This window comes from Pseudoduganella flava, from assembly GCF_007830495.1.
GTDB classification, from domain to species: domain Bacteria; phylum Pseudomonadota; class Gammaproteobacteria; order Burkholderiales; family Burkholderiaceae_D; genus Rugamonas; species Rugamonas flava.
In genome coordinates this window covers 146,270-169,318 of record NZ_VLKW01000002.1, presented here as the reverse complement: position 1 = coordinate 169,318, position 23,049 = coordinate 146,270, and the positions used below count along the sequence as shown (strand labels likewise).

Below are 23,049 nucleotides of genomic sequence, written 5' to 3'. Positions count from 1 at the left end.
GGCGCGGCTCAGCGCGGGGCTGCCACCAGTTCCAGCGGCACGCCGCCGCGCGCCGTCCGCAGGTTCACGAGCCGCACCGGCTCGAGCGCATTCGCCTTCGCGCCGTCCGTCGTGACGGCCAGCGCGATCGTGTTGCTGCCGTTCGGGTTCAGGATCCCCGGCGGAATGACGAACGTGCGCTGCGGCCCCACGTGGGCGATGAACTGCCCCATGTTCCAGCCGTTCACGAAGATCAGTGCGCGGTTCTCGCGCGCCGAGCGCACCTGCTTCGTGTCCCCGAACGCGAGCCCCAGTTGCACGTCGTGGCCTTGCGGCAGATCCAGGTCAAACGTCGTCTTCAGCCAGTAGGTGCCCGGCGCGGGCGGCGCATCCGTCGACTTCGCGCGGGTCCAGCCGGCGCCCGCCTGCCCCGGCAGGTGCCAGCCTTCCCGCTCGCCATGCAGCCCGCCGTTGTTGAGCGGGCCGCGCGCCACGTCGCGCGACCGCTCGCCGCCGAGGCGCCCCTGGATGCGCCACGCGATCGGCACGGCGAAACGCTTCCCGCCCTTCGCCGTCAGCGATGCCGAGATCAGGCCGCGCGCTTCGCGATGGTAGTCGTCCGCCATCAGGTTCCAGTTGTGCGAGTTGTTGCGCACCATGACGGCGATCACGTGCTCGCCCGGCGTCAAAGCGCCCAGCGCCAGCTTGACGCTGTCCGTCGTTTCGGGGAACGAACGCCCCGTGTCCAGCTCGTGCTGGCCGACGAAGCGGCCGTCGACCCACACCTGGATCATGCCGGCGCCGCCCGCGCCATAGAACAGCTCCAGCTGGTTGGTGGCCGGATCCGTGATCGTCGCGCGGCCGCGGTACCACACGTCGCCGTGATGAAAACCGTAGTCGCTCATCGCCAGCGTGGGCTGGCCCCGCTCCGGCCCCGTCCACGTCTGCGCGGCGGACGGCCGATTGTCCACCTTCTGCCACGTGCTGTCATCGAAGCCGGGCCGTGCCTCGGGGCTGTCCATCCGGCGCAGCCACGGCAGCGCAGCGAGATCGGGCAGCTTCACGGTGGCCGGGCCGGGGATGTCGCCCGCGCGCACGCTGCCGTCGGGCTGCGGTGCCAGCGCCAGCGGCGTGCCGTTGAATGTGGCGGCCGCGAACGGCGGCCCCCAGATCTCGATGACGCTCGCCTGGCTCGTGTCGCCCGTCAGCGTCAGCGTGGTGCCGGCCAGTGTCGCGCTGCGCACCAGCGCGGGCGTGCGTTGCAGCACCTGGCCGGCCGAGGTCTTCTGCGTCCAGAACTGCAGGCTCGCCGCTTCGTCGGCCAGCAGCAGCAACAGCGGCGCGCGGCCGCCGCCTTCGACGCGCACGCGCGCCAGGCCATCGTGCACGTACGACAGCTTCAGGTCCCCGCGTGCCGCGTCGTAGCGCACGTCGACCTGGCCGGCGATCACCTCCACCTTGGGCGCCGCGCTGTAGCGCAGCACGGTCTCGCCCCGCTCGCCGGTGCGGCCATGCAGCAGCGCGATGTCGCGTGCGCCGTTGTTGAAATGCGTCTGCACCTCGGACGTCGAATACACCAGGTGCTGGCGTTCCAAGGGGTAGCTGGCCAGCAGCATCTTCGCATCCTGGCCATTGAGCCGCAGCGGCAAGGTGTAGCTGCCGTCCCGCGTGGCGAGATCGAACGTGAAGCTGTCGTCCGTCGTCAGGTCGGACGGGTTGTGCACGGCCAGCAGCGCGTGCGCGCCCAGCGCCGGGTTGACGTTGTGGTACACCTTCACCCTGGACGACGACGGTTCGATGGGCGGCCCCTTGTCCATCTGCGCCAGCGCCGCTTCGGCGGCCTGCACGAACATGCCCTGCTGCTTCAGCGCCAGCGCCTTCGGCCGCAATGCGCGGTCCTCGGCGATCGGCGCGCCGTAATCGTAGGACGTGTAGACGACGGGCCCCGCCAGCCAGCCCCACGAGGTACCGCCGAACGTCATGTAGATGTTGTGGATCGTGATCCGGTTGATCAGGTTGGTGCCGTAGAACACGCGCTGGTAGCCCTTGCCCTGGCGCTCGGCCGTGCACGCATAGGTGCCGTTCGAACCCCAGTAGTCGAACCAGCCGCCGCCCAGTTCCGCCGCGAAGCCGGGCGTGCGGGGCGATGTCAGCGCGCCCGCCTTCGGGCCCGGCTGCGCATAGATGCCCCAGTCGGGCGCCCGGTTCGGGCCGGACGGATCGGCGAACACATTGCAGCTGCCACCCGGATAGCCGTCGAAGCCATACAGGTCGGTCGGCCCCCGATTCGCCCACGGGGCGCTCGATTGCGGCGGCGCCCAGTCGGGTAGCCGGCCCGCCGCGTTGTGGAAGAACGGTACCGTGATGCCGTCCGCGCGGGCTTTCTTCGCCAGGTGCTCCATCTGCCGCACGTGCTTCGGTTCCACCTTGCCCAGTTCGTTCTCGAGCTGGTAGGCGATCACGTTGCCGCCGCCCGTCGTGATCTGGTGGCGCGCGATGATCGCGTTAATCTGGGTCATCCATTCATCGGCCGCCTTCAGGTAGGCAGGATCGTCGGTACGCGCTTCGGCGCGGTTGCGGAACATCCAGCCCGGATACCCGCCGCCTGTCAGCTCCGCGTTCACGTAAGGGCCGGTGCGGGCGATGATGTACATGCCCTCTTCCTCGGCGATCTCGATGGCCCGCTCGACGTTGCGCACGCCGGCGAAGTCGTACACGCCGGGGGCCGGCGAGTGATAGCCCCAGTCGAAGTAGAACGCCACGCCGTTGAAGCCGACGGCCTTCATCTTCTGGATCACGTCGCGCCACAGCGATGGGCTGGGCAGCCGGAACGGGTGCACTTCGCCGGACCAGACGACGATGCGCTTGCCGTCGACCAGCAGCGAATGCTCGTCCCACGTGACAGGTTTGGGCTTGCCGCGCGGCGCGGTCGCCTGCGCATAGGCCTTGCGCTCGTCGGTCAGCACGGACAGCGCGCCGACGACGCCGGACACGCCGCCCAGCTCCGCCTTTGCCGACCACGTGCGCAGGTCGCGGCTGTCCACATGCCACAAGCGGCCCTCGGCCTCATCGCGCAGATACACGCGCCATGTGCCGTCGGTCAGTCGCACGACGGATGGGCTGCCGGCCTTGCCCCAGCCGGCCCAATCTCCCTGCCGCGTGACAGTCCACGGGCCTTGCAGCGCGGCGGCTTGCGCCAGTTCGACGAAGCCTGTCGTTGGATTAGGCACGAACGCCACGTAGCCATCGTCCGTGGCGGCGATCGCCGCGCCGGCGCCCAGGCCGGCCAGCGGCTGTGCGGCGCCATCGGCGAGCAGATGCGGGCGGCCGGCGATCGTCACGACCAGCCGCAGCTCGCCCTCGCGCGTGCGCACCCATTGCGGGTCGCTGGCGTTACCGGTATGCGCCGCGGGCAGCGCTTCCCAGTGCTTCAGGTCCGCCGAACGGGCCAGGCCAATGCCGCCGTCCCGCGCATACGCGAGCCGGTACTCGCTGCCCTGCCGCGCGATGACGGGCTCGCGCAGCGCGCCGGGCGCCCAGGCTTCGGAGGCGAGCGACGTGAACGTGATGCCGTCGGTGGACGAGAACAGGCTGACACGATTGTCGGCGGCCAGCGGCACGCCCGCCATCACGAACACCTGGGTGCCGGCGGCTGCCGCTTGCGCCGTCACCTGCTGCGTGCCGGAAGCCTGCGGTATGCCCAGCTCCTGCGCGCCCGCCTGCAGGGCCAGGGCGGCAAGAGCGTAAGGGAGAATGCAGGGCAGGAGACGAAACGGGGCGGGTGCTGGAGGCATCGGGCTGGTCGGAATGATCGTGGTGACAGATCATAAGGCCTATCCAGCCGCCCCGCACCCGCCCCGCGAGTCAACAAATTGAGCGTTTTACCGCTCGCCGGCTCACCACTTCGGCGCGGTCTGCGTGCCTGGCATCGCCTCGTAGGGATTGGCCCAGCCGGGAACGCCTTTCAGCCGCTCGATCCATGCGCCGATGTGCGGCCAGCGCTGCGCGATGTCGATGCCGCTTTCGTCCTGCGGATAGAACATGTAGCCGGACAGCGAGAAGTCGGCGATCGTCGGGCCGTCGCCCACCATCCAGTCGCGCGTGGCCAGGTGCTTGTCGACGATGGCGAACGCCCCTTCGGCGCGCCCCAGCAGGAATTTCATCACGACGGGATCGGGCTCGGTGGCACCGAACGACTTCATGAAGCGGTAGGTGGCGAAGTAGCTCGTGAACTTGTGGTTGTCGAACAGGATCCAGCGCAGCACTTCCAGCTTCTCGCGCTCCGTCGCGCCACCGAAGCGGCCATGCTTGTTCGCCAGGTAGGTGAGGATCGCGCCCGATTGGGTCAGGTGCAGGTCGCCATCTTCGAGGACCGGCGCCTCGCCCATCTCGTTGTGCTCCTCCCGCCAGGCCGGATCGCGCGTGATGCCGTTGAAGAAGTCGACCTGGACGGCCTCGAACGGCTCGCCCAGCGCGCGCAGCATGAAGACGGTCTTGAAGGCGTTGCCCGATTGGCCGAAGCAGTGCAGACGGTACATTGGTTTCTCCATTGTTGATTGTTCCATCATCATAAACCCTATGGCTGCGGGTTCCATCCGCGGCCGCCGCCGAAGCCGGCAAAGAACGCGGCCCGCCCGCCGTACGCCGCCCGGGCCTCATCAAGACTGAGCACGCGGCCGTGCAAGCGGTGCGACAGGTCGAGCGGACGGCCTTGCAGATCGCGCGTGCCGTATTCGCGCCAGCCGCCCGCGGCACCGGCCTGCGCCGGATTCGGCATCGGCTGCTTCACGTTCGGCCCGGCCCAGCCGGCGGGGGCGATGTGCGGGCCCATGCGGCAATCGATGAAGGCGATGTGGTCCCACACGAAATCGTAGCCGGAGCTGCGCGCCAGGAACGTGGTGCCAGGCGGCACGTCGCTCCCCTTTGGGCCCGGGCCGTGCGTTAGGCGGCTGTTCACGAACAGGAAGCCCTTGTCGCCAGGCGCCACGGTGCGCGCCTGCAGCAGGTAGCCGCCGCTGTCGGGCCGGCCGCTGTCGCCCACCGTGCGCAACTCGCTCTCCTCGAACAGCGCCGCGTGGTTGTTCCCCCAGATGAAGTCCACGTTGCCGGCGATAAGCGTGCGCCAGAACCATGCATAGCCGCGCACCTGCACCGTATCCTGCTCGCTGAAGAAGCTGGCGTTCTTCGCCACCAGCCTGCCTTCGCTGTTGAAGAACAGCGCCTCGGCCTGGCCGCCGTTGGGCCGCAACGTGCTGTTCCGGATCGTCAGCGTGTCCAGCGTGACGAGATCCGCATCCTCGATCAGGAAGATCGCCCGGCCGCCCGTGATGCCGGGCGAGTGCGCGTCCTGGCTGGTGCCGGAACCGGGATTCAGGCCGTCGTTGTTGACGGCATCGATGACGACCCCGTCGCGGCTTTCGCCACGCAGGGTCACGTTGTCCTTGCCGCGCAGGTACAGCTGCTCCTGGTAGCGTCCGTTGCGGATCGCAAGCAGGACGGGCGTGCCACGCGCCACATGCGCCATCGTGTAATTGAGCGCGCCCTGCACGGTGCGAAAGTCCGCCGGGCCGTCGTCGTCGACGGTGAACGTCGTGCCGCGCGGGGCGCTGGCGCGGGTGCGGAAGGTCCAGCCCTGCTCCGCCGCGACGCCGCCGAACGGCTGGCCGCCCAGCGTGCCATTCAACACGCCGGCGTCGATCGTCACCGTATATTCCTCGCCCGGCCGCAACCGGTCGCTGTGCGGGTGGACGATCACGTTGCGGCCTTCCAGCGCGATCGGCTGCAGGCGCACCGCGCGCCGCAGCGGCTGGCCTTCATGGCCCAGCAGGTCGTATTCGCCATCCGCGCGGATCGTGTCGACCAGCGCGCCGTCACGCTTGCGGTGGATGCGGATCGCGCCGCCGGACTTGCCGAGTATCGGGGGCGCGTCGAAGCGCAGGCGCAGCGGCGTATCCCACGGCACGTCGCGCGCGCCGGGCTCCGGCACCACCGCGCCGGCCAGCCGGTAGCCGGGGCTGGGCGCGGGATTGGCCGGGGCGACCTGCACGTCGATGACGGTGCTTACGTTGGCATCCATGTCGCTGGTCAGCATCACCGTCGTGCTGCCGGCGGCAAGGGGAGCCAGCAGCACGTGGCCGTCCGCCGTATCCACCTTCAGCAGCGCCGGGTCGGCCGCTTGCGCGGTGAAGGGGAACGGCCGCGCGCCCAGTGCGGCCGGGTCCAGCGCGGTACCGGTCGTGATGAAGTTCGGGCCGCCGGGCGGTTGCGGCACGGCGTCACCCGCGGGCACGTAACGGTATGGACCGAGCGCGCTGACGGGCAGGCGCAGCGGCGCGTCGCCGACCGAGAGCTGCACGCGTTGCGGTGCGCGTGCCAGCGCCAGGCGCGCCGGTTTCAATGCCGGGTCGCCCGTCACGGGCACGCTGGCTTCGAACGGCGCATCCGGCGCCACGACGCCATAGCGGCCGGCACGCGGCGGTTGCGGGTCCGTTACGTTCGTGATGCGCTCGCCGTTCAGGTAGACGGCCAGCGCCTGCCCCGCCATCTCCAGCCGCACGGTCTGGAAGCGGCTATCGGGCGGCGCGGCACGGCCGAACTGCTTCAGGCGTGTCAGTTCGCCGCCCTGCATGCGCACCAGTTCCACCTGCATCCGCCCGGTGCCGGCCACGTAGTTCACGCCGGCGCCGACCCAGTTGCGCTCATCCTGCCAGCGGCCGACGACGTAGACTCGACCCGCACCAGCGAGAGGCCGCACACGGGCTTCGACATAGGTATCGGCCGGTGCCTCGTCCACGGTGCGCACTGGCGCCCCGGCCTCGATCCGTTGCGGCGCAGGTGCGGTGGCCAGCGCGGGCGCCAGTGCCATCACCAGGCACGTTACCGCGGCAGCCGCGCCCCTCTTCCAATACAGCATTCCTCGTCTCCTTATCCTGCAGAGCACGCTGATTGCGCTACCAACCCGCACTTCGGCGCACCGTTGGCGGAGCCGCCACGCTCTGCGGAAAATTTGTTTGCGTAATCATGAATTTTACGCCATTCTAAAAAAAGCCGGTCAGGCCAAATGATCATCGGCCTGACCAGATGATCGCACTGATCAGGCCGCATATCAAACAATAAGCCAGGAGACCGCATGACACCCACCCCAGCGAGGATCGCCATGACGGCGATCGCCGTTGCCGTCTGCACGCTCGCGCAGACGGCTAGCGCCCAACAGAACGACCAGAACGTCGCCCGCGTCGAGATCACCGGCTCTTCCATCCGCCGCGTGGCCGCCGAGAACGCGCTGCCGCTGACGACCATCAAGGCCGAGGAGCTGACGGCACGTGGCCTGACGACGATGTCCGAAGTCGCCACGTCGCTCACTGTCGGCGCCACCAATGAGCCGGTGGGCGGCGGCGGTTCCGGTACGATGATCAATATGCGCGGCCTGAACACGAACCGCACCTTGGTGTTGTTGAACGGCCGCCGGCTGCCGAACGAGGCGATCGGCGACAGCTCGATCAACGTCGACGTGATTCCGATGAGCGCCGTCGAACGCGTGGAGGTGCTGCGCGACGGTGCCTCGTCGATCTACGGCACCGATGCGATCGCCGGCGTCGTCAACTTCATCACGAAGCGCACGCACACCGGCATCTCGGCGATGGGCGGCTGGGTGCAGCCGGAGCGCCATGGCGGCGGCGACCAGCGCCGCTTCTCCATCATCGGCGGCTGGGGCAACCTCGAGGAACAGGGCTGGAACGCGTATGCGGCGTTCGATGTGCAGAAGCGCACGTCGCTGCTGCAGAAGGACCGGCCGAACATCAGCGATCCCGCACTGATCGCGCAGCTGGGCGGCAATCCATTCACGTCCGACGTGGCCGGCTCGTCGGCCGCGCCGGCCAACTTTACCGCGTACCAGAACGGCAAGGCGACCGGCCTGACGGGCAACCCTTACTTCGCCGGCGGGTGCGCGGCGCCCTACGGCGCGCAGTACACAATCCCGTCGACCAAGGCTTCCGGCGCCGGCAAGGGCACGTGCATCCTGGACCCGAACCTGTATCCGCAACTGCTGCCGGACAATATGCAGGCGACCCTGTTCGCGCGCGGCTCGCTGCGCCACGGCGGCGACAAGCTGCTGTCCGTCGAACTGCTGACGACCGAGTCGTACATCGATGCGCAGAACCCGCCGCAGGTGTTCGGCGCGCAGACCGACTACGACAAGTACAACCCCGGCGTGAGGAAGCCGCTGTTCATCACCCGCACCAGCAAGTGGTATCCGGGCGGCGCCGGCGGCGTGCCCGCCGTGCCAGGGATCACGGGCCAGGACCTGGCGCTGACGTGGAGCATGGATGAAGCGGGGCCGGCGACGACGGACGACCGCCAGAACACCCACCGGCTCACGGTCGCCGACGAAGGCATGGTGATGGGCTGGGATTACCGCGTGGGCCTGGTGGCCGCGCGCAGCAAGCGCGCCGTCAAGTGGAAAAGCGGATTCTTTTCCACCCCCGGCATCTACCAGGGCATCGCCGACGGTACGCTCAATCCCTTCGGCCCGCAGGACGCGGCAGGTAGCGCCTACCTCGACAGCATCAGCCGCGACGGCATCACGTACCGCACGGCGCGCGTCAGCTACTATGGCCCGGACTTCAACATCAGCCGGCCATTGCTGGACCTGGCGGGCGGCCCGCTCGCGCTGGCGATCGGCGGCGACTGGCACCGCGAGACCTATCGCGATGCGACCGACCCGATCGCCAACGACGTCGTGTACAAGGTATCCGGCACGCCGAACTCGTACCCGAGCGGCGAGCGCACCGTGTCCGGCCTGTACCTGGAAGCGGATGCGCCGGTAACAAAAGCGCTGACGATCACGGGGGCCGTGCGCGCCGACCACTTCAGCGATTTCGGCAACACCGTCAATCCGAAGCTCAGCGTGCGCTGGCAGCCGATCGAGCACGTGATGGTACGTGGCACGGCCAGCACGGGCTTCCGCGCGCCCACCCTGCCGGAGCTGTACGGCACGCCGCAGACGCGCACGCCGTCCACCGGCAAGTGGGACGATCCGCTGCTGTGCCCCAGCGCGACGCCGTCCGTGCCCGGCACGGGCAGCCTGACGACCGATCCGCGCTACGCGGGCCTGAACCTGGACCCGGCGCGCGTCTGCAACACAACCCTCGTCACGCTGACTGGAGCGAACCCCGCGCTCGAGCCGGAAAAGGCGAAGACCGTCACGGCGGGCATCGTGCTGTCGCCCGTGAAGAACCTGGTGGTGTCGTTCGACTGGTGGTCGATCCGCATGCGCAAAACAATCGCGCAGATCACCGAGGACACGATCTTCGCCGACGTGGACCGTTACGCGAACCTGTTCGTGCGCAATCCGGACGGCACGCTGGACTACATCGTGAAGACGCGCCTGAACATGGGCGGCCTGCGCACGCGCGGCATCGACACGAGCTTCAGCTACACGTTCCCGACGACGGACTGGGGCAAGTTCGGCGCCAGCCTGGACGGCACGTATGTCGACCGCTACGAAGGCCAGAACGACGAAGGCGGCGAATGGGTCGACAGCGTCGGCAGGCCGGGGGCGCTGGCCACCGGGTCGACGTCCGCGAATACCTACGTCTATCGCTGGAAGCACAACCTGCGCGTGTCGTGGAATTACAAGCAGCTCGGGCTGCAGCTGACGCAGGCCTACACGGCGCACTACGAGGACACCAACGCGCAGCCGAACCAGAAGCCGGGCCAGCCCTACTTCAACGAGATCGACCACTACACGCTGTACAACCTGACGGCCAACTGGGCGTTCTCGAAGGAGCTCAAGCTCACGCTCGGCATCAACAACCTGCTCGACGAGGATCCGCCGCTGTCGAACCAGCGCATCGGCTCGCGCGTGGTGTTCGCGCAGAACGTCTCGAAACCGATCGGCCGCGCCTACAACGTGCGCGTCAACTACACTTTCTGACATGACGATGAAAAACGCAATCGCCCTTCCTCTTCTCCTCACTGCCTTCGCTGCCCTGGCTGCCCATGCCGAGGTGCCTTGGTCCCCCGATCTCGGCAACGGCCAGTACCGCAACCCCGTGCTGAACGCCGACTATTCCGACCCGGATGCGATCCGCGTCGGCGACACGTACTACATGACGTCGTCGAGCTTCAACAGCGTGCCCGGCCTGCCGCTGCTGCAATCGAAGGACATGGTGAACTGGGAGCTGGTCGGGCACGCACTGCCCAAGCTGGTGCCGGCCGAGCACTTCGCGCTGCCCCGCCACGGCGGCGGCGTGTGGGCGCCATGCCTGCGCTACCACGACGGCAAGTTCTGGATCTTCTATCCCGACCCGGACCATGGCGTGTATGTGACGACGGCCGAGCGCTTCGCCGGCCCGTGGAGCGAACCGCGCCTGCTGCTGCCGGGGAAAGGCATCATCGACCCCACGCCGCTGTGGGACGACGACGGCAAGGCCTACATGCTGCATGCGTGGGCCAAGAGCCGCTCCGGCATCAACAACATGCTGACGTTGCGGGCGATGGCGCCCGATGCCAGCCGGCTGCTGGACCAGGAAGGCAAGGTGGTCATCGACGGCAACAAGCTGCCGGGCTACCGCACGCTGGAAGGACCGAAGTTCTACAAGCACGAAGGCTGGTACTACGTGTTCGCGCCGGCCGGCGGCGTGGAGCACGGCTGGCAGTCCGTGTTCCGCTCGCGGCAGATCGAAGGGCCGTACGAGGACAGCATCGTGATGGAACAGGGCGACACGCCCGTCAACGGACCGCACCAGGGCGCATGGGTGCGCGCGCAGGACGGCAAGGACTGGTTCCTGCACTTCCAGGACCGCAAGGCCTATGGCCGCGTCGTGCACCTGCAACCGATGACGTGGCAGGACGGCTGGCCCGTGATCGGCCAGCCCGGCGCGAAGCCCGGCGTGGGCAATCCGGTGCCGACGTACGCGAAACCGGTGGCCGGCCAGCCGGCCGCGGTGCCGGCCACGAGCGACGAATTCGCAAGCAGGACGCTGGGCCTGCAATGGCAATGGAACGCCAATCCGCAGCCGGGCTGGTACTCGCTGACGGCGCGCCCCGGCCACCTGCGCCTGCCCGTGCTGGCAGTCCCGGACAGCCGCAACTTCCTGCGCGCGGCACCGAACATCCTCGCACAAAAGCTGCCGGCGGCGACGTTCACCGCCGAGACGAAGATCGCGCTGCACGGCGGCGCGGACGGCGACCGGGCCGGCCTGATCCTGCATGGCATGAGCTATGCGGCGCTGGGCCTGCGCAAGCAAGGCGACGCCCTGCAGCTCGTGTACACGACGTGCACGCCGTTCGCGCCCCGCTGCACGGAAAGCGACACGGTGCTGCTGCAAAAAGCCCCCGCCACCTTGACCTTGCGGATGACGATGGCCGAGGATGCGCAGGCACGGTTCGCCTACAGCACCGACGGCAAGCGCTTCATCGACGCCGGCCCCGTGTTCGCGGCAACGAAGGGCCACTGGGTGGGCGCGCAGATGGGCTTGTACAGCGTGGGCACGCAGTCCTCCGGCGCCTACGTCGACGTCGACTACTTCCGCGTCGTCCGATGAAGGCCCGCCTGCTCGCCTGCGCGGCCCTGTTGTGCGCACTGCGGCCGGCATGGACCGCCGACCTGCGCTTCGAATTCGCGGGCAAGGACGCTGTGCCGTGCCACGCCCGCTACAGCGACGCCACCGGCCACGGCTTCGTCGACAGCACCGTGGCGCTGCCGCCCCGCCCCGTGCACACGGCCGGCATCCGCACTGGCGGCGCAGGTTGCGAGATCACCGAAAGTGCCGTCGATCCGAACGCCGGCACCGATCACTACAACAACCACGGCATGGCGTTCCGCATCAAGGCGCCACCGGGCGCCTACGCGGTGCAGGTGCGCACGACGTCCGATGCGGCGGACACGATCGTGTCGATATCCGGCATGCAGACGAGCCGCCTGCTCGCGCCGGTGTTCTGGGACGCGGCGAGCCTGCTGCCGAACCGCACGCGCATGCAGGCGCAGGGACGCGAGTGGGAATACCGCTACGTGAACGGTCGCGGCGTCATCGACATCGAGATCGAGCCGAAGCGGGCCGGCACGCCGGTCGGCATCGCCGCGATCACATTGACGCCGCTCGCGCCGCAACCCCGCGCGGCCGGCGAATTGCCGACGCTGTTCACGCTGGGCGATTCGACGGTGAAGTCGTACACGTTCGACGAGGCGCCGATGAGCGGCTGGGGCCAGGTGTTCGACCGCCTGTTCGACCCTGCCCGGGTGCGCGTGCTGAACTACTCGATGGGCGGCCGGTCGTTTCGCAATGCCTATGCGGAAGGCCGGCTGAACGACCTGCTGCTGGCGGGCAGGATCGGCGACGTGGTGATGATCCAGTTCGGCCACAACGACGAAAGCACGGACGAGACGAAGCGCTACGGCCGCGGCGCCACCGAGGCGATGTACGCGGAGATGATCCGCGCCGTGTACGTGCCGGCGATCCGGGCGCGCGGCATGGTGCCGGTATTCGTCACGCCGATGTCGCGCGTGAACGGTGCGCAGCCGGCGGGCGAACCCTACACGAACTCGTTCACGAAGCGCCGCTTCCCGGAGCTGATGAAGCAGCTGGGCGCGGAACTGGGCGTGCCGGTCGTCGACCTCAATGCGCGCAGTGTCGAGTACTACAACGCGGCCGGGCGTGAGGCCGTGACGGCGATGGTGATGTCGATCGAAGCGGGCGAAACGCCGGGCAAGACGAACGACGGCAGCTACGCCAACGGCCACCCGGCCAACAAGATCGACGGCACGCATTTCAAGGAAGCGCTGGCGAAGCAGTATGCGCGCCTCGTCGCGACGGAACTGGCACGGCTGGCGGCACAAGGCGACAAGGTGGCAGCAGGCATCATCGCCCAGCTCAAGCCCGCGGTGCGCAATGCGTTGGCGGCCAACGACTGGTCCCCACTCCAGCCGGAGATCGCGGCCGACATCGTGCGCGGCGACGGCGCCTACTACCGCAACCAGATCGAGAAGCTGCTGCAGCTGGGCGTGCTGCGCAAGGATGTGGACGGCAACTTCCGCCCCATGAGCCGATGAACAGCGGCGAGTTCGCGGCCGCGCTGGCAAAGGCGATGGGGGCGCCGGCACCATCCTCGCAGGCCGCTGCGCCGCTGACGCGCGAGGCGATGGCCGTGCTGCTGCACGACGCGTATCGCGCGAAATTCGCCGCCAAGCCAGCCTACATGACGGATTACAACGGCAAGACGATCCTGCCCGGCATGCCGGGCTACGACCCGAACCTGGATGCCGGCACGCGCGGTGCGATGTACTACCCGCTGGTGGGCTGGGCGCAGCTGGAGGATACGCAGGCCGTCACGCCCGCCAACCTGGCCAAGGTGCGCGAGGCCTACGAGCTGGGCCTGATCCGTTCCGAGGCAGGCATCGCGCGCGGCCGCATGGTCAACGGCCGCGTGCTGGAACCGCGGGCCCTGGTCACGCGCGCCAAGGCGGCCAAGGCGCTGTACTTCATGTGGGTGCTGGCGCAGCCGCCGAAGGACGAGAACGACCGCTTGTAACCGCTACCTGGGCAGCGCGAACTCGCCGTCGATCGCGAGCTTCGCCTGCCCCGCCTTGACGTAGCGCGGCTGACCGCCGCCCGCATACACGACATAGTCGCCGGCGCGCACCTTGCGATTGCCGGCATCGTCCACCTGCGACAGCGTGCGGGCGTCGAGCTCCAGCGTGACCGTGCGCGCCGCCCCGGCTTTTACATGCACGCGTGTGAAACCGGCCAGTACGGGGTTCGCACGATCGCCCGGCTTCGCCAGGTACAGTTGCACGACCTCGTCGCTGTCGCGTTTCCCCGTATTGCGCACGGTGACCGTTGCCAGCACCGGCTCGCCCGCCTTGATGCGCGCGGCGGACAGCACCGGCGCATCGTAACGGAAGCTCGTGTAGGTCAGGCCCTGGCCGAACGGATGCAGCACCGGCCCGTTGAAGTAGCGGTAGGTGCGGCCACGCATCGTGTAGTCGTCGAACGGCGGCAGATCGTCCGCGCTGCGGTGGATCGTGTACGGCAGGCGGCCGGCCGGGCTGACGTCGCCCTTCAGGATGCGCGCCAACGCCGCGCCGCCGGCTTCTCCGGGATACGCGGCGTGCACGATCGCGTCCGCATTCGCCTCGACCCACGGGTCCGAGATCGGCCCGCCCGTCAGGTACACGACGACCAGCGGCTTGCCGGTGCGCTTCACGGCTTCCAGCATGCGCCGCTGCGCGTCCGGCAGCGCCAGCGCGGTGCGGTCGCCGGCGCGAAAGCCCGGGTAGTCGACCTTCATCTCCTCGCCTTCCAGGTCCGGCGACAGGCCGGCAAACGCCACCACCACATCGCTGTTGCGCGCCGCGGCAACGGCGTCGTCGATCAGCGCATCTCGCGGCGGCACCCATTCGAATGCGCTGGCCCGGTCGTTCTCGGTGCGCACATAGTCGATGCGCACGCGGCGTGGGCGCGTATCGGCGAATGCCAGCTCGATGCGGTTCATCTTCTGCTGGCAGTTGCCGGCCACGCAGACGGCCGTGTTGCCGACGCCGATGCCGGCACGCTCGGGCGTGACGACCAGCTCGTCATCGATCCACACCTTGATATTGGGCAGCGGCCGGTCGCGCGGCACGATCATCCGAAAGCCGATTTCATACGTACCGGGCCGCGGCGGCACCAGCACGCCCGTCCAGCGCACCGAGAAGCCGCGCGGCGTGAAGCCAGCCGGCGCATTGTGCTCGAAGTTGAAGTTGATGACGGGGTCCGTGCGCGTCAGCTGCGGCGTGCCCGCGAAGTCGAGGTTGGCGAAGTACTCGCCCTTCAGGCCCTGCTCGATGCTGCCGGCGGCCACCCGCAGGTAGCTTGCCGGCACCGGCAGGCGCATGCCGTCGATCAGCGGCGCACCGGCGGCATACGCGACGCGTGCCGCGCCGAAGGCCTGGCGCAGCGCGTCCACCGGCAGCACCGGGTGCACCATCGAACCGTGGTAATTCCCTTCCAGGCTTTGCAGCAGCGCGGCATTCGGCCCGATGACGGCGATGCGCTTGCCTGGGCCCAGCGGCAGCACGGCGCGCTCGTTCTTCAGCAGCACCACGGACTCCTCGGCCGCCCGCAGCGCCAGCGCGCGGTGCGCCGCGCTGTTGATCGCGTCATATGGCACCCGGTCCCATGCGCTGCCGTCCAGAAGTCCCATGCGGATGCGCGCCGCCATCAGGCGCGTCAGCGACGTGTCGATCTCGCGCTCCGTGATCAGGCCGTGCGCCACCGCGTCCGGCAGGCCCAGGTAGCTGTTGCCGCAGACAAGGTCCGTGCCCGCCTTGACGGCCGTCGCGGCCGCATGGGCGATGTCCGGCGCCGTCTTGTGGCCCGTGACGAGGTCGCGCACCGAGTCGCAGTCGGACACGATGAAGCCGTTGAAGCCCCAGTCGCGCCGCACCAGGTTCTCGAGCAGCGGGTGCGCGCACATCGGCGTGCCGTCGACGGCGTTGTAGGCGCACATCAGCGAATACGCATGCGCGTCGACGATCGCGTTGCGGAACGCCGGCAGGTAGGTGTCTTCCAGGTCGAACGGCGCCACGTCCACGTTGAAGCTGTGGCGCGCCGGCTCCGGGTCGGAATGCACGGCGAAGTGCTTCGGCGTGGCGACGCCCTTGTACGGCATCGTCTCCGTGCCCTGGATGCCGCGGATGAAGGCCATGCCGATGCGGCCCGTCAGGTGCGGGTCTTCGCCATATGTTTCCTGGCCGCGGCCCCAGCGGGGATCGCGGTAGATGTTGATGTTCGGCGTCCAGTAATTGACGCCGAAGTAGCGCCGCGTGCCGCCCGCGTCGCGCCGCAGCGCCGCGTTGAAGTTGGCCCGGCCCTCGACGGCGATGGCGTCCGCCACCTGCTCCACCAGCGCCGTGTTCCACGTTGCCGCCAGGCCGATCGCCTGCGGGAACACGGTCGCATGGCCCGCGCGGGCCACGCCGTGCAGCACCTCGTTCCACCAGTCGTAGCCCTTCAGCCCGAGGCGTTCGAGCGGCGGCGCGCCGTTCTGCATCTGGGCGGCCTTTTCGGGCAACGTCATGCGCGCGACAAGATCCTGCGCACGCTGTTCCGGCGTCAGCGACGTGTCGCGCCAAGGGGCTTGCGGTGCGGCGCAGGCGGTGGCGCAGGCCAGCGCCAGTGCGGCATGAACGAGGGGTGTTACGGTTGCGAGGGCGCGCATGGGTCTCCTTTTTTTGTGCGAGTGTGCCCTGCCCCGCTCAAGCCGTCAACGCGCTTGTTGTCGCAACATGAAAGCGTCACCCGGGCGCCTCCGATCCGGGGCCGGGAGTAGACTTTTCATTTCGCAGGCGCCCCTTGGCGCCCAAAAAAAGACGGAGAGAACAATATGCACGCGGCCGAACACCATTACATCGTGTCGTACCTGACCCTGCGGAAGCTGATCGGCTGGCTCGGCCTGCTGATGCCCCTCGTGGTGCGCGGCGGCGGCCTGCTGTTCGAGGGCATCCGCACCACCGATTCGCTGAGCGCCTACTACTACACCAGCATGCGCGACGTATTCGTGTCGACCACCGTGCTGTCCGGCGCGCTGCTGGCCTGCTACCGCACGCCGCACCTGCGCGACAACGTTGTCGCAACGATCGCCGGCATTGCCGCGATGGGCCTGGCGCTGTTCCCGATGGACCCGACCTACGCGGCCGAGCTGCTGGCGCGCTATCCGGACCTGGGCAAGGACAACCATTATTCGAACCACGGCATCCTCGGCTTTCACCTGATGTTCGCCATCACGTTTGCCGCCCTGTCGTTCTACATGGTGTACTTCCGCTTCGGCGCCACCACGCCGCCGCGCAGCGTGCAGCGCCGCAAGCGCCAGCGCATGTACAAGATCTGCGGCGCCGTGATGCTGCTGTCGTACGTGGCGATCGCCGTGCTGGCGCTGACGACGCGGGGCGCGTCGTTCTTCTGGCCGGAGACGTGCGCGGTGGCGGCGTTCGCCGTCGCGTGGCTCGTCAACGGCGAGACGGTGCTGAAGGATCCGCCGCGCCGTGCCGCCCTGCTGACGCGGCCGGCGCCGGTGGCCGGAGCGTGAAGCCGCGGTAGATTCAGGCCGGCGGCTTGCGGTTCTTGTCGATGATGGCGCCGAGGATCAGCGCATACGACGCGAGCCGGATCAGGTAGTACAGCGGCGCATCCGGATCGGCCAGCGGCGCCAGCGCCCACAGCAGCCGGTGCACGGCCTCGAGCGCGAACGCGGCGGCGAAGCACAGGAAGAAGCGGTCGCGCGTCTGGCGCCAGAAGCGCAGGAAGAACAGCGCGATCGTCAGGGTCGCCATCACGATCGCGCCGCTCAACAGGCCGTTCACTTCCATCATTCGTCCTCCGCCACCAGGCCGTACAGCAGCGGCATCAGCGCCAGCAGCGCCGCCACGAGGCGCCACGTGCGCAGGTCCTGCTCCGGCAGGACCACGCGGTCGACCACCAGCAGCACGTTGTTGACGACCATTCCCCCGAAACACAGGCCGCTCCACAGCAGCAGCTTGACGCGCGTCTTGCGGTAGCTGCGCAGCAGCAGCACCGCACACGCGGCCGCGGTGGCGGCGCACAGCAGATAGATGACGCTTGCCATTTACGACTCCTTGTTACGCCAGACGAAGGCCTCGGCAAACGCCTGCGCCTTGCGGTTGCTTTTCCGATGGATCAGGGTACTGACTTCCACGAGGTGGCGCCGGTACACGTCGGCCAGTTCATCGACGCGCGCGGCCAGCTCCGGCGCGCGCGGCGCGTAGCCGTGCCCCTGCCCATCCCGCTGCGCGGCAAGCCCGGCGCTGGTCAGTTCCGCCAGCAGGCGTTCGGCCGTCGCGGCATCGAGATAGAGGCGCTGCGCCAGCGCCGCCGCGTCCCATGCCTGGTGCGGGTTCTCGCGCAGCAGCAACAGCGCCTCGAGAAACGGCACGGAAGGAATGCACTGGACGATGAAACGCCGGATATCGTCAGGGATCATGGCATGCGCGGGTTGAACGGAAGCGCAATGATACAGGCCGCGCTAGCGGCTGGCCACACGCTCGAGCTGCAACTGCGCCAGCGCCCCATACAACGGCGGGCTGAGGACCCGCGAAATCGTGCTGGCGACGACGGCGCACGCCATCAGGCTGAGGACCATCGCATGGCCGTCGACCATCTCCATCACGATGATGAACGCGGTCAGCGGCGCCTGCGTGGCGGCGGCGAGGAAGCCGGCCATGCCGAGAGCGATCAGCGCGGGCACGTGCGGGTAGGCGGTGAGGACGCCGATGTCGTGCCCCAGCGCCGCGCCGATCGCCAGCGACGGCGCGAAGATGCCGGCCGGCGCACCGCTCCACACGGTCAGCCAGGTGGCGGCGAGCTTGTGCAGCGCGAAGCCGGCCACCGGCGACGCGCCGCCGTCCAGCATCGCCTTGGTGGCCTCGTTGCCGCTGCCGACGGCCGCGCCGTGCGTCAGCAGGCCGATGCCCGCGACGGCGAGGCCGCAGCCGGCCGCGAACAGTACCGGGCGGCGCGCGCGCCAGCGGCTGAAGCGGTCCGGCGAGCGGCCACCCAGGCTGGCCAGCAGCAGGCGGGCGAACAGGCCGCCGGCGACGCCGACGATGAGCGCCGTCAGCAGGCCCGGCCCCAGCAAGCCCCACCCGATCGGGCCCGGGTGGATGACGCCGAAGTGCGTGGCATTGCCGTGCGCGGACACGGCGATCAGGCCGGCCAGCACGATGCCGGCGACGATCAAGCCGCTGTTGCGCTGCTCCGGCCGGCCCGACAGCTCCTCGATCGCGAACATCACGCCGGCCAGCGGCGTGTTGAACGCGGCGGCGATGCCGGCCGCGCCGCCGGCAACGAGCAGCGCATGGGTGGAGACGAGCGCCCGGCGCGGCAGCAGCGGCCGCACCGCATGCATGACGCCCGCGGCGATCTGCACGGACGGCCCTTCCCGGCCCAGCGACAACCCGCCCAGCAGGCCGGCCGCCGTCAGCCCGATCTTCGCGGCGCTCAGCTTCAGCGACACGAACAGGCCGCGCTGCGCATCGCCGACCTCCGGCTCCAGGCTTGCCATCACCTGCGGTATGCCGGAGCCGCCGGCGCCGGCCGCGTAACGCCGCGTGAGCCAGACGATGAAGGCCGTCAGCACCGGTGTCCACAGCAGCGGCAACCACCATGCGCCGCCGGCCAGCCGCAGGAATGCCCCATGCGCCGTTTCGGCCAGCCACGTGAAGGCGACGACGGTAAGGCCGGCCAGCGCGGCCGCCCCCATGACGAGTGCGCGCGTCCACCACAGGCCGGGGGTGGCGAATTCACGGCGGAAGGCGGTGGGAATGTGGTGCCGGCTGTGCATGGCTGCTGGAATGCGGGTGGACGGCGCATCGGCCTGTCGGCCAATGCCATTATATTTGCGCAAATGAATATCGCATTCTACCGCAGGATCGGCGCGCACGGTTGCGTGCGCGGCCACGCCGTTGGCCGTCAGACGGTCACGCTGCCCCGCAAGCCGCGCGCCGCGTAGTACGACTCGGCGCCGTTGTGATAGACGAACACCCGCCCGTAACGCCGGTCGCCGAACAGCGCCCCGCCCTGCTGGCGCACACTGTCCGGCGTGTGCAGCCAGCTGGACGTCTTGCGGTCGAATTCGCCCAGCGTCTGCAGGTGCCGGTACTGCTCCTCGGAGAGCAGCGTCATGCCGATTTCGCCGGCCAGCACGACGGCACTGCCGGCCGGCTTGTTCTCCTTGCGGGCGGCCAGCGCAGCAGCGTCGTAGCACAGGCTGCGGCGGCCCGCGGGGCTTTCGGCGGAACAGTCGCAGAACACGATGGCGCCGCTGGTCTCGTCAAGCGCGACGACGTCCGGCTCGCCGCCGGTGCGCTCCATCTCGCGCAGCGTGCGCAGCGCGTCCGGGTGCGCATCGAGGCGGGCCTGGACGGAAGCCCAGTCGATGCCGGCGTGGCGCTCGGGGTGGCTGGCGAAGCGCGCCTGCAATGTGGCGATCAGGTTGTTGTCGGATGGGGCGGTCATCGTGTCGTCTCCTTGTCTGGTCGTGGTTGCCCTACTGTCGCCATGCTAACAGCGCGGACGGCGGCGCGGGCCGTGCCGCAGGCCCGACGACAGCGGCCGCGCCAGGCCGAAGTTTTTTCCGCCCGTTTTGTCGATCCCGCGGCATGCGGGCCGTCGTCGGTATGAGCGCGGGGCAATCGGCCCCGCCCGATTCAAGGAGAAGACCATGCCCCGCTTTCTGGTAGCGATTCACCACCCCGACGATTTCGACCCCGCCACGGAAGACGACGCGACGATCCGCGCCATCCACCAGCTCAACGAAGAGATGATCGCCGCTGGCGTGCGCACGTTCGTCGGCGGCCTGCACGGCGCGCCGCGCGCCAAGTCGATCCGCCGGCAGGCCGACGGCCGCGTGCTCGTCACGGACGGCCCTTACCTGGAAACCAAGGAGCACATCGGCGGCTTCTGGGTGCTGGAGCTGGCGAGCATGGACGAGGCGCTGGCATGGGGAAGCAAGGCGGCCGTTGCCTGCCGCACGGGCGTCGAGGTGCGCGAGTTCCACTGAGCGGCGTGCAGCCTGCAGAAAACGGCGAAACGCGCGAAAATGGCGGGTTCCGCACTACCTTATTTCCGCATCATGTCCTCAACCGCTTCCCCTTCCCTTCCCGTCCGCACGGCCGTCAATGCCCAGCCGATGGGCATTGCGCTGCTCCTCATCGCGCTCGGCGCCTGGTACCTCGCGCAGGCCGTCGGTCCCAAGCAGGCGGCCCTGTACATCGTCGGCGCCCTGCTGGGCGTGGCCCTGTATCACGCCGCATTCGGCTTCACGTCCGCGTGGCGCGTGTTCATCGCGGACGGCCGCGGCGCCGGCCTGCGCGCGCAGATGCTGATGCTGGCCGTCGGCGTGGCGCTGTTCTTCCCCGCCCTGTCCGCGGGCACGCTGTTCGGCAATCCCGTCACGGGCCTCGTCTCGCCGGCCGGCACGTCGGTGGTCGTCGGCGCGTTCATCTTCGGCATCGGCATGCAGCTGGGCGGCGGTTGCGCGTCCGGCACGCTGTACACGGTGGGCGGCGGCAGCACGCGGATGGTCGTGACCTTGATCGCATTCATTACGGGCTCGGTGATCGCGACGGCGCACATGCCGTTCTGGACGTCGCTGCCGCAGCTCGCGCCGATCTCCGTCGTCAAGACGTTGGGCCTGGCCCCGGCGCTGGCATTGAACTGGATCGTGTTCGCGCTGATCGCGGCGGTCACCGTCGCCGTCGAGAAGCGCCGCCATGGCCGCCTCGTGGCAGCGCACACGCAGCCGCGGCATGCATCGCCATGGCTGCATGGCCCATGGCCACTGGTGGCTGGCGCCCTTGCGCTGGTCGTGCTCAATTTCGCCACGCTGGCACTGTCCGGACGGCCATGGGGCGTCACGTCCGCATTCGCGCTATGGGGTGCGAAGGCGGCATCGCTGCTGGGCATCGACGTCGCCAGCTGGACGTACTGGTCCAGCGCGAAGAACGCCGCCGCACTGGCCGCACCGATCACGCAGGACGTCACGTCCGTGATGGACATCGGCATCGTGCTGGGCGCGATGCTGGCCGCCGCGCTGGCCGGGCGGTATGCGCCCGTGTGGAAGGTGCCGATGCGTTCGCTGATCGCCGCCGTCGTCGGCGGCCTGCTGCTGGGCTACGGCGCGCGGCTGGCGTATGGCTGCAATATCGGCGCTTACTTCAGCGGAATCATCTCGGGCAGCCTGCACGGCTGGCTGTGGCTCGTTGCCGCATTCGTCGGCAACGTGGTAGGGACGCGGCTGCGCCCCGTGTTCGGGCTGGAGGTCGAGCGGGTCAGGCCGACCGCTTGCTGATGCCCGCGGCGCGGCCGGTCAGATGAACGGCCAGCTCAGGACGCGCTTCACGTGCAGCACGGTGCGCGTCGCTACATAGCCGATCGCGAAGCCGAAGGCCAGCACCGCGCGCCCATCCGCCATCGCCGTCAGCCATACGCCGCCGACCGTGGCGGCGGCCACCAGCAGCATCAGCCACAGCTCGATACTGAGGAAAAACGGCAGCGCCTGGCGCCACGCGCGCAGCACGAGCGCGACGGCGTCGCGGATGGTTTTGACTTCGGTGTTCATGGTGTGGTTTCTTGGATGACGGCGGCCGGCAGGTCCGGCGGTCTGCCAGCTTAGCATAATGTCGAGGTCCGCATCCGGCCAGGAGGCGATCGCCAGCCGGGCCCATGCTGACTATCTCGGCAACGCCGCCTGATATGTTTCGACAAGTGCGGCGCTTCGGTCACCAATGCGCGTTAAGACCATGTTAAGGTCAAAATCCTTTCAACGAAGGAGGTGCGCGATGACCATTCGAACTACCGCTGCGTTGGTACTGGCGCTTGGAGCCGCGTCCCCTTCAACGGCGGCACGCTACGACTTCTCTTACAGCGGGTTTTACTTCGACTCCGGCTGGAACGATGCGCTCGACGGCTTCGACACCAGCCGTTACCTGGGCGGCTTTTTCGTCGCCGACGACCTGAACGGAAACGGCTCGTTCGAGTTGGCTGAGCTGACCAACTTTGCCTATACGCTCGCGTCGAACCTTCCCGACGCGTACATGACGCATTTGGTGGGGCCGCAGGTTCCCGACTACTGCCTGCGCTGCGAGGTGCAGAGCTTTGCCTATACGCCGGGCGGCACGCTGGCTTTCCACGCCGTGAGCCAGGGTGTCCGGCTCGACGAGACGATCACCAATACGTATTTTTATACCGTTTTCTATGACTCATACTGGTCGCAGACCGTGACGCCGCAAACGGTGATCAGCGTGACGCCGGTTCCGGAGCCGGGGGCTGCGTTGATGTTCACGGCGGGGTTGGCTGGGTTGGCGTGCATGCGGAAGTGGAAGGCTGCGCGCACCTAGGGCCAAGTAATCAATCGCGCGGCAAGATCGCAAAAAGGGCGTCGCGCGTTGGACAAAACAAAAAGGGCAGCCACCTCGGCTGCCCTTTTCTTGAAACTGGAGCGGGAGAAGAGTCTCGAACTCTCGACCTCAACCTTGGCAAGGTTGCGCTCTACCAACTGAGCTACTCCCGC

The 23,049-nt window shown here is 68.6% G+C and carries 18 protein-coding genes and 1 tRNA gene; 8 read left to right on the top strand and 11 right to left on the bottom strand.

Annotation, left to right across the window (positions count from 1 at the left end):
• Positions 1 to 8: 8 nt before the first annotated feature.
• The 3 genes from IP92_RS05125 to IP92_RS05115 form a co-directional block, all read right to left on the bottom strand.
• Positions 9 to 3,773 (bottom strand): beta-galactosidase, encoded by a 3,765-nt coding sequence (locus IP92_RS05125; protein ID WP_145873467.1) that lies wholly within the window; start codon positions 3,771 to 3,773, stop codon positions 9 to 11.
• 102 nt (positions 3,774 to 3,875) lie between these two features.
• Positions 3,876 to 4,517, bottom strand: a complete 642-nt coding sequence (locus tag IP92_RS05120) for a glutathione S-transferase family protein (protein WP_229418635.1) — start codon at positions 4,515 to 4,517, stop codon at positions 3,876 to 3,878.
• A gap of 38 nt (positions 4,518 to 4,555) precedes the next feature.
• A complete protein-coding gene (locus IP92_RS05115; RefSeq protein ID WP_145873465.1) occupies positions 4,556 to 6,892 on the bottom strand; it encodes a pectinesterase family protein in 2,337 nt (778 codons plus the stop codon).
• Positions 6,893 to 7,108: 216 nt separating this feature from the next.
• Between IP92_RS05115 and IP92_RS05110 the strand changes: the two genes are divergently transcribed.
• From IP92_RS05110 to IP92_RS30120, 4 genes are read left to right on the top strand one after another with little or no spacing between them, the layout of a single operon-like run.
• On the top strand, positions 7,109 to 9,916 hold the full coding sequence (locus IP92_RS05110; protein ID WP_145873464.1) for a TonB-dependent receptor domain-containing protein: 2,808 nt from the start codon (positions 7,109 to 7,111) through the stop codon (positions 9,914 to 9,916).
• Positions 9,917 to 9,923: 7 nt separating this feature from the next.
• Positions 9,924 to 11,528, top strand: coding sequence for a glycoside hydrolase family 43 protein (locus IP92_RS05105; RefSeq protein WP_145873463.1), 1,605 nt, complete (start codon positions 9,924 to 9,926; stop codon positions 11,526 to 11,528).
• Positions 11,525 to 13,033 (top strand): GDSL-type esterase/lipase family protein, encoded by a 1,509-nt coding sequence (locus IP92_RS05100; RefSeq protein WP_199271907.1) that lies wholly within the window; start codon positions 11,525 to 11,527, stop codon positions 13,031 to 13,033. The genes IP92_RS05105 and IP92_RS05100 overlap by 4 nt, the downstream gene beginning before the upstream one ends.
• Positions 13,030 to 13,512 (top strand): hypothetical protein, encoded by a 483-nt coding sequence (locus tag IP92_RS30120; protein WP_199750453.1) that lies wholly within the window; start codon positions 13,030 to 13,032, stop codon positions 13,510 to 13,512. The genes IP92_RS05100 and IP92_RS30120 overlap by 4 nt, the downstream gene beginning before the upstream one ends.
• A 3-nt stretch (positions 13,513 to 13,515) precedes the next feature.
• On the opposite strand, the gene IP92_RS05095 is transcribed toward IP92_RS30120, so the two are convergent.
• Positions 13,516 to 16,182: a glycoside hydrolase family 3 C-terminal domain-containing protein gene (locus IP92_RS05095; RefSeq protein WP_145873462.1), complete on the bottom strand. Its 2,667-nt coding sequence runs from the start codon at positions 16,180 to 16,182 to the stop codon at positions 13,516 to 13,518.
• A gap of 165 nt (positions 16,183 to 16,347) precedes the next feature.
• Between IP92_RS05095 and IP92_RS05090 the strand changes: the two genes are divergently transcribed.
• The gene (locus tag IP92_RS05090; RefSeq protein WP_145873461.1) at positions 16,348 to 17,049 is read left to right on the top strand and encodes a hypothetical protein; all 702 of its coding nucleotides are present in this window, start codon (positions 16,348 to 16,350) and stop codon (positions 17,047 to 17,049) included.
• A gap of 13 nt (positions 17,050 to 17,062) precedes the next feature.
• On the opposite strand, the gene IP92_RS05085 is transcribed toward IP92_RS05090, so the two are convergent.
• The 5 genes from IP92_RS05085 to IP92_RS05065 form a co-directional block, all read right to left on the bottom strand.
• Positions 17,063 to 17,332 (bottom strand): DUF5985 family protein, encoded by a 270-nt coding sequence (locus tag IP92_RS05085; RefSeq protein WP_229418634.1) that lies wholly within the window; start codon positions 17,330 to 17,332, stop codon positions 17,063 to 17,065.
• On the bottom strand, positions 17,329 to 17,586 hold the full coding sequence (locus IP92_RS05080; protein ID WP_145873460.1) for a DUF5985 family protein: 258 nt from the start codon (positions 17,584 to 17,586) through the stop codon (positions 17,329 to 17,331). The genes IP92_RS05085 and IP92_RS05080 overlap by 4 nt, the downstream gene beginning before the upstream one ends.
• Complete coding sequence (locus IP92_RS05075) at positions 17,587 to 17,961, bottom strand: IclR family transcriptional regulator (RefSeq protein WP_145873459.1); 375 nt, start codon at positions 17,959 to 17,961, stop codon at positions 17,587 to 17,589.
• A 42-nt stretch (positions 17,962 to 18,003) separates the two neighbouring features.
• The gene (locus IP92_RS05070) at positions 18,004 to 19,320 is read right to left on the bottom strand and encodes a chloride channel protein (protein ID WP_145873458.1); all 1,317 of its coding nucleotides are present in this window, start codon (positions 19,318 to 19,320) and stop codon (positions 18,004 to 18,006) included.
• Between the two features lie 128 nt (positions 19,321 to 19,448).
• The gene (locus IP92_RS05065; RefSeq protein WP_145873457.1) at positions 19,449 to 19,994 is read right to left on the bottom strand and encodes a DUF4256 domain-containing protein; all 546 of its coding nucleotides are present in this window, start codon (positions 19,992 to 19,994) and stop codon (positions 19,449 to 19,451) included.
• 205 nt (positions 19,995 to 20,199) lie between these two features.
• Between IP92_RS05065 and IP92_RS05060 the strand changes: the two genes are divergently transcribed.
• Positions 20,200 to 20,538, top strand: coding sequence for a YciI family protein (locus tag IP92_RS05060; RefSeq protein ID WP_145873456.1), 339 nt, complete (start codon positions 20,200 to 20,202; stop codon positions 20,536 to 20,538).
• Positions 20,539 to 20,610: 72 nt separating this feature from the next.
• Positions 20,611 to 21,828 carry a YeeE/YedE family protein gene (locus IP92_RS05055; RefSeq protein WP_145873455.1) on the top strand — a complete coding sequence of 406 codons (1,218 nt, stop codon included), beginning with the start codon at positions 20,611 to 20,613 and terminating at the stop codon, positions 21,826 to 21,828.
• 18 nt (positions 21,829 to 21,846) lie between these two features.
• Here IP92_RS05055 and IP92_RS05050 read toward each other — a convergent pair whose 3' ends face one another.
• Positions 21,847 to 22,098, bottom strand: a complete 252-nt coding sequence (locus IP92_RS05050) for a hypothetical protein (RefSeq protein ID WP_145873454.1) — start codon at positions 22,096 to 22,098, stop codon at positions 21,847 to 21,849.
• A gap of 220 nt (positions 22,099 to 22,318) precedes the next feature.
• On the opposite strand from IP92_RS05050, the gene IP92_RS05045 reads away from it, so the two are divergent.
• A complete protein-coding gene (locus IP92_RS05045) occupies positions 22,319 to 22,876 on the top strand; it encodes a PEP-CTERM sorting domain-containing protein (protein ID WP_145873453.1) in 558 nt (185 codons plus the stop codon).
• A gap of 97 nt (positions 22,877 to 22,973) precedes the next feature.
• Here IP92_RS05045 and IP92_RS05040 read toward each other — a convergent pair.
• Positions 22,974 to 23,049 (bottom strand) — tRNA-Gly (locus tag IP92_RS05040).